General features: G+C 72.3%; 5 protein-coding genes. 3 read left to right on the forward strand and 2 right to left on the reverse strand.

The annotated features are described in order from the left end of the window. Both Q0L54_RS09870 and Q0L54_RS09875 read right to left on the reverse strand, forming a co-directional pair. Positions 1-1,364 (reverse strand): nitrite/sulfite reductase (locus Q0L54_RS09870; RefSeq protein ID WP_296667699.1); only part of this gene is annotated, 1,364 nt, incomplete at its 3' end. Between the two features lie 278 nt (positions 1,365-1,642). Then, entirely contained in the window at positions 1,643-2,713 is a 1,071-nt protein-coding gene (locus Q0L54_RS09875) for a phosphatidylserine/phosphatidylglycerophosphate/cardiolipin synthase family protein (protein WP_296667701.1), read from the reverse strand. Between the two features lie 175 nt (positions 2,714-2,888). On the opposite strand from Q0L54_RS09875, the gene Q0L54_RS09880 reads away from it, so the two are divergent. From Q0L54_RS09880 to Q0L54_RS09890, 3 genes are all read left to right on the forward strand, one after another. After that, positions 2,889-4,823, forward strand: coding sequence for a DUF4037 domain-containing protein (locus Q0L54_RS09880; RefSeq protein WP_296667702.1), 1,935 nt, complete (start codon positions 2,889-2,891; stop codon positions 4,821-4,823). Further along, positions 4,823-5,485, forward strand: a complete 663-nt coding sequence (locus Q0L54_RS09885; RefSeq protein ID WP_296667704.1) for a DUF4125 family protein — start codon at positions 4,823-4,825, stop codon at positions 5,483-5,485. Before Q0L54_RS09880 ends, Q0L54_RS09885 begins: the two co-directional genes overlap by 1 nt. A 199-nt stretch (positions 5,486-5,684) precedes the next feature. After that, positions 5,685-5,977, forward strand: a 293-nt coding sequence (locus tag Q0L54_RS09890; RefSeq protein WP_296667706.1) for an NAD(P)-binding protein, incomplete at its 3' end; no start/stop codon positions are given.

The raw sequence follows: 5,977 nt of genomic DNA on the forward strand, positions 1-5,977 counted from the left end.
CCGGTGCACGCCATGACGTTGCGCTGGAACTCGCCGGGCTGCGCTTCGAGCTCGAGGGCGCGCAGGCCGTTGACCACGTCGCTCACGCGGTCCTCGGGGACGTCGAGGATGAGGATCTTCTGCAACGGGGTGAGGCGGATGCGGTCCGAGCCGGCCGCGGCGGCGATGTCCGCGATGCGCGCCAGCTTCTCGCCCGAGATGCGGCCCGCGATGGGGGCGGCACCCACGTACCAGCGGCCGTCCTTCTGCTCGTGGATGCCCACGTGGTCGCCGCGGTCGCCGGGCTTCGCCACCTCCGGCCCCGGGCCGTCGGGCAGCGCCCAGCCCAGGTAGTCATCCTGGAGAACCTGGCGGAACTTCTCCGCTCCCCAGGCCTTGACCAGGAACTTGAGGCGCGCGCGGGTGCGCAGGCGGCGGTAGCCGTGGTCGCGGAAGATGCCGATCACGCCGGCCCACACCTCGGCGACCTTGGCGGGCTCGACGAACGCGCCCAGCCGGACGCCCAGGTGCGGGTTGATGCTGAGTCCGCCGCCCACCCAGAGGTCGTAGCCCACGCCCAGCTCGGGGTGCTCGACGGCCACGAACGCGATGTCCTGGACCTCGTGGACGATGTCCGGGATGCGGGTGCCGGAGATCGCGGACTTGAATTTGCGGGGCAGGTTCGAGAACTCCGCGCTGCCGATGCCGCGCTCGATGATCGCCTGGATCTGCGGCGTGGGGTCCAGCAGCTCGTCCTTCGCCACGCCGGCGACGGGGGATCCCAGGATCACGCGGGGGCTGTCGCCGCACGCCTCGGTGGTGAACAGGCCCACCCCCTCGATGCGGCGGAAGATCTCCGGCACGTCCTCGACCCGGATCCAGTGGAGCTGGATGTTCTGGCGATCCGAGACGTCGGCGGTGTCGCGCCCGAACTCCTGCGAGATCGCGGCGATCTCCCGTGCCTGCGCCACGGACAGCTGCCCGCCGTCGGAGCGCACGCGGAGCATGAAGTACTCATCGTCCAGCTGGTGCGGCTCGAGGATCGCGGTCTTGCCGCCGTCGATCCCCGGGCGGCGCTGCGTGTAGAGGCCCCACCAGCGGAAGCGGCCGCGCAGGTCGGACGGCGGAATCGACCAGAAGCCCCACTTGGAGTACAGGTTCTCGATCCGGCCGCGCACCGCGAGCGGGTCGGCCGTGGACTTGAACTCCTCGTTGGGGTTCAGCGGCGTGCGGTCGCCGGAGGCCCACTGGCCGTCCTTGGCCGCGGTGTTCTTGCGCGCGGCGGCCTCACGGGTGCGGATGAGGCGCGCCTCCTCGCGGTGGCGGCGGCGCTCGTCCGCGTCCGTGAGCGCCTGCGGCGTGGCGGTGGGCTCCGTGGTGGGCACCGGTTCTCCTGAAGCATGTCGGTGGGTGCTGCGGCAGGGCGAGATCGCGCTCGTCTGGCCGAGCGCCCGGATGGATGGGGGACTGCTATCCGTGGGCGACTCAGGCCTGCAGACACATGGCACAGCGAACGCAGCACATCGGTGCACGCATCGTCCGGGTAGCCATGGCGGGAATGATGACACATCCACGGGCGCTTTGGCCAGGCGCGACGGGACGATGTGGCGGCTACCAGGGAGGGCGGCTACCAGGCAGTATGCCCCGGGGGGTGTGCGCGGCGTCAGGTGGCTGAGCCGCGCCGATGCACCTCGGAGTCCACGAAGCGCTCGATGGCGTCCACGCTTTCCTCGTGGTGGGTGAGCAGCGCGATCTCGCGGGTGCCGTACTCGACCCCGCGCCACACGAAGTTGTGGGAGCCGGTGATCGCCGTGCGCGTGCCGTCGGGCATGCGCGCAAGGATCACCTTCGCGTGCAGGTAGTCCGGGTGCGCGTACGACGTCGAGGTGCGCGTCGCGAGCATCGAGGTGGCGATCAGCGCCTTGTTGAGCAGCGACGCCTGCCCGGGGCGATTGAAGAACATGCGGTGCGGGCGTGCCTTGACCGCGCGGCCCAGCTCGCCGGTGGGGCAGTACTGAGACACCAGCGTCACCTCCTCGGCCTGCTCGACCAGCTCGAGCGCCCGGCGGTAGATGATCGAGTCCCCGGCGCCCCCACGGTCGATCAGCACCTCGCCGTGGAGGTGGGGCACGGCGATGGACTCGGGGCGGCGCGAGGTGTTGACCGAGCGGATGTCCTCGTGGACGGTGGCCAGCGCCTCGGCCAGCGCCGCGTCGTCGAACCGCAGCATGAAGTCCACGTTGGTCACGCCGCGATCGTCGAGGTTGACGCCGCCGAACGCGTACACCGCATCGTCCACCACCGTGAGCTTGGTGTGCGTCCGTCCCTTGAACAGCGATCCGCGTTCGTGGCCCAGCCACGTGAACGTGCCGCCCGCGGCGCGGATCCGCCAGGCGAGGGTCTGCGCCGCGATCCGTCCGCGGGTGGGCGTGCGGGAGGGCAGCAGCGCCGCCGCCGAGTCCCGGTACGTGAAGGTGTCCGCCTGGACGCAGACGTCGACTCCACGGCGGGCCGCCTCCACCAGGGCGTCGACAAGGGCGCCCGTGAGGAATCCCTCGGAGAGCGTCAGCGTGGTGAGACGGACTCGCTGGTGGGCGTGATGCACGCGGTCGATGAGGTCCGCCAGGTAGTCGAGCGCAGGCAGGAGCGTCGGCGTGGCGAGCGCGGCATGGCCGGGCTCTGGCTCCAGCGCCGTGAGCGTGCGTGCCGACGGAATCGGCTCGACAAGGGCCACACCTCCAGGGTGTCACTTTCGCCTCGACGAGGGAAATCGGACGGGCCGATCCGTGCTCCGCGCGAGGCGGGGGCGCATGGTCCCGGTTCTGCGAGACCGGCTCGTGCGACCGTAGACGCGAGGCGCGGGGCAGGCCCGTGCTCGTGTCGCCGAACCGAGGGGAGGGAGCGCCGCGATGACCACTCCCGCAGCCGGGCGCGCCCGCTACGACGTGAGGGCGTTCCTGGGTGCGCTCGACGCGGTGTTCGCGGCGCAGGCGGGACCCGACGCGGCGGAAGAGGTGATCACCGCGGCGCTGGCGGACGTGCGCGCCGCCGCCGACCCCGCCGCCGAGCTCACCGTGCTCAACGAGGCGATGGGCTTCTATCGCTCCGTGAGCCGCCACGAGCGCTCGGTCGAGGCCGCGGAGGGCGCGCTCGCGCTGATCGACCCGCTGGGGCTGACGGGATCCGAGGCTCACGTCACCACGCTCATCAACGCCGCCACCGCGCTGCGCGCCGCGGGCCGCAGTGACGATGCGCTGGCGCTCTACCAGGACGCTCTCGCCGCTTCGCGGGGCGTCTTCGGGCCGCACGACCGCCGCCTGGCCGCGCTGCACAACAACCTCTCCCTGCTGCAGAGCGACGCCGGCGACCACGCCGCCGCGCGGAGTGAGCTCGAGGCGGCGCTGGCGATCCTCACCGCCTCGTCGGTCGACCCCGACACCGACCTGGACGTCGCGACCACGCGCACCAACCTCGCGCTGGTGTGCTTCGGCCTCGGGTTGGAGGAGCAGGCACGGGACCATGCCGAGGCGTCCATGGAGATCTACCGCCGTGGTGCGCACCAGGACCAGTCGCACTTCGCGGCCGCACTCGCCGGCCACGCCCAGGTGAGCTTCACGATGGGCCGCCTGGCGGACGCCGTGGATGCGTACGAGCGGTCGCTCGCCATCATCGAACGGGCCTACGGGCGCCGCTCGGAGGCCTACGACGTGACCGCCGCGAACCTCACGATGGCCCGCGAGGCGCTTGCGGGGATCGACGCGACTTCACCCTCGCTGTCGCCGGTGGTCGCCACGGTTGCCGCCGCATCGTCCCCCCGGGCCTCGTCGCCCGGCGACGGCCTCTCCGGCCTCCAGCTGGCCCGCGCCTACTGGGAGGAGGTGGGGCGGCCGATGATGGAGTCGCGTCATGCGGGGCTGCTGCCCCGCACGGCCGTGGGCCTGGTGGGGCACGGGTCCGAGTGCTATGGGTTCGACGACGCCCTCTCGCGCGATCACGACTTCGGGCCCGGGTTCTGCCTGTGGCTCACCGCCGCCGACCACGCCGAGCACGGCGCGGCGCTCCAGGCCGACTACGACGCGCTCCCCTCGACCTTCATGGGAGTGGGCGCTCGCGTCGAGACCGCCCGCGCCCGGGGAGCAGGCAGGCGCGTCGGGGTGTTCGAGATCGGCGAATTCTTCGAGTCGCTCACCGGACACCGGACGGCCCCGGCGGCCGATGCCCCGCACGCCTGGCTGCTTCTCGACGAGCCGACTCTCGCCGCGGCCACCAACGGCGCGGTGTTCGCGGACCCGCACGGCGCCTTCAGCGCGGTCCGCAACGGCTTCCGCCGCCTGCCCGACGACGTGCGGCTCGCCCTGGTCGCGCGGCGGCTCGGGATGGCGTCCCAGTCGGGCCAGTACAACGTGCCCCGCATGCTCGACCGCGGCGACGGCGAGGCCGCGTGGCTGGCGGTCGCCGAGTTCACCCGCGCCGCGGCCTCGTTGGTGTTCCTCCTCAACGGACCCACGGCCGTGGGGTATCTGCCCTACTACAAGTGGCAGTTCTCCGCGCTCCGTGAGGTGAGCGGGCGTCCCGCGTCCCGGCTGCCCGACGTCCACGAGGGACTCTCCGACGTCCTCCGGCACGCCTCGGCGGCATGCTTCGGCGGCGCTGGGTTCGGAGAGGGCGGGAAGGGTGCGGCCCCGGCGCGTGCGCGGCTCGAGGCGGCGATCGAGGGCGTATGCGCGGCGTTCGTCCAGGAGCTGCGCACGCAGGGGCTGACCCGGTCCGCCGATCCGTTCCTCGAGCACCAGCGCGACCACGTGCAGGCGCGCATTCGCGACGAGTGGCTGCGGGGCCTGTGATGGCGACGGCATCGGGGCCGGGGAAGCCGACGGGCGGGCACGATGGCGCCCGGCTCGACCGCGCGGAGGCGATCGTGCGGCACGAGTTCGCGCAGTTCCAGCGCGTCTCGAGCGAGGGCGGGCGCGCCGCGTGCCAGGACGACTGGCCCACCTTCCACGCGATGCGGCTGAGCCAGTTCCTCACATGGCCGGCGCCGCTGCTCGACAGCTACGCGGAGGACCTCGACGCCGCCGACGCCACGGGCCGCAACCTCCTCACGGAGAAGTACGCCCGCATGATGCGATCCACGGAACCCGAGCGCTTCGCGCGGGAGATCGCACCCACCCTGCCGCCGCTCGCCTCGGCGAGGCTCGCGCTGCAGGAGCGGATCGTGGCCGCCCAGGTGGCGTGGGCGCGCGAATTCCGTGACCGCTACCCGCGCCTCGGTGACGCCATGCGGGTGCTGACCACGGCGGAGGACACGCTGGTCGACACCTCCTTCGAGACGTACCTGCGTGGCGAACTGTGCACGTACTCGACGCGCACCCTGCGCCTCTACGGCGAGATGGTCGACGCGCGGGCAGCGGCGGGAGACAACCTCACCGAGCTCACGGTGGGCCTCACGGTGTCGCTGGCCGGCCACGCCGGGCTCGACCAGGCCGAGGCGGCGCAGCACGCCTGACCGTTACGCGCATCGTCCCGCCCTGCCCATACCCCCCGGGGCGTCTACCAGGTGTGATGCCCCCGAGGGTATCCCTGCGCCGCGGTTGGCCACACGGCCGGACGCCGTGTCTATACTCTGGTGCCGTTCGCCTGGAACGGCCGCGGCCTCGCCGTGGCCCGTCCCAGCACCCCGCCCAGCACCCCCCGAGGAACCCACCGTGACCACCGAACGTCCGCTCCGCGTCGCGATCGTCGGCGCCGGCCCCGCCGGCACCTACGCCGCCGACATCCTGTCCAAGACCGACCTCGACGTCTCGATCGACATCATCGAGCGCCTGCCGGCGCCGTTCGGTCTGGTGCGCTACGGCGTGGCCCCCGACCACCCGCGCATCAAGCAGATCATCGTGGCACTCGCGAACGTCCTGGGCCGCGGCGACATCCGCGTCCTGGCCAACGTGAACATCGGCACCGACCTGTCGCTGCAGGACCTGCGCGAGCACTACGACGCGGT

The organism is Demequina sp., from assembly GCF_024642165.1.
Lineage (GTDB): Bacteria > Actinomycetota > Actinomycetes > Actinomycetales > Demequinaceae > Demequina.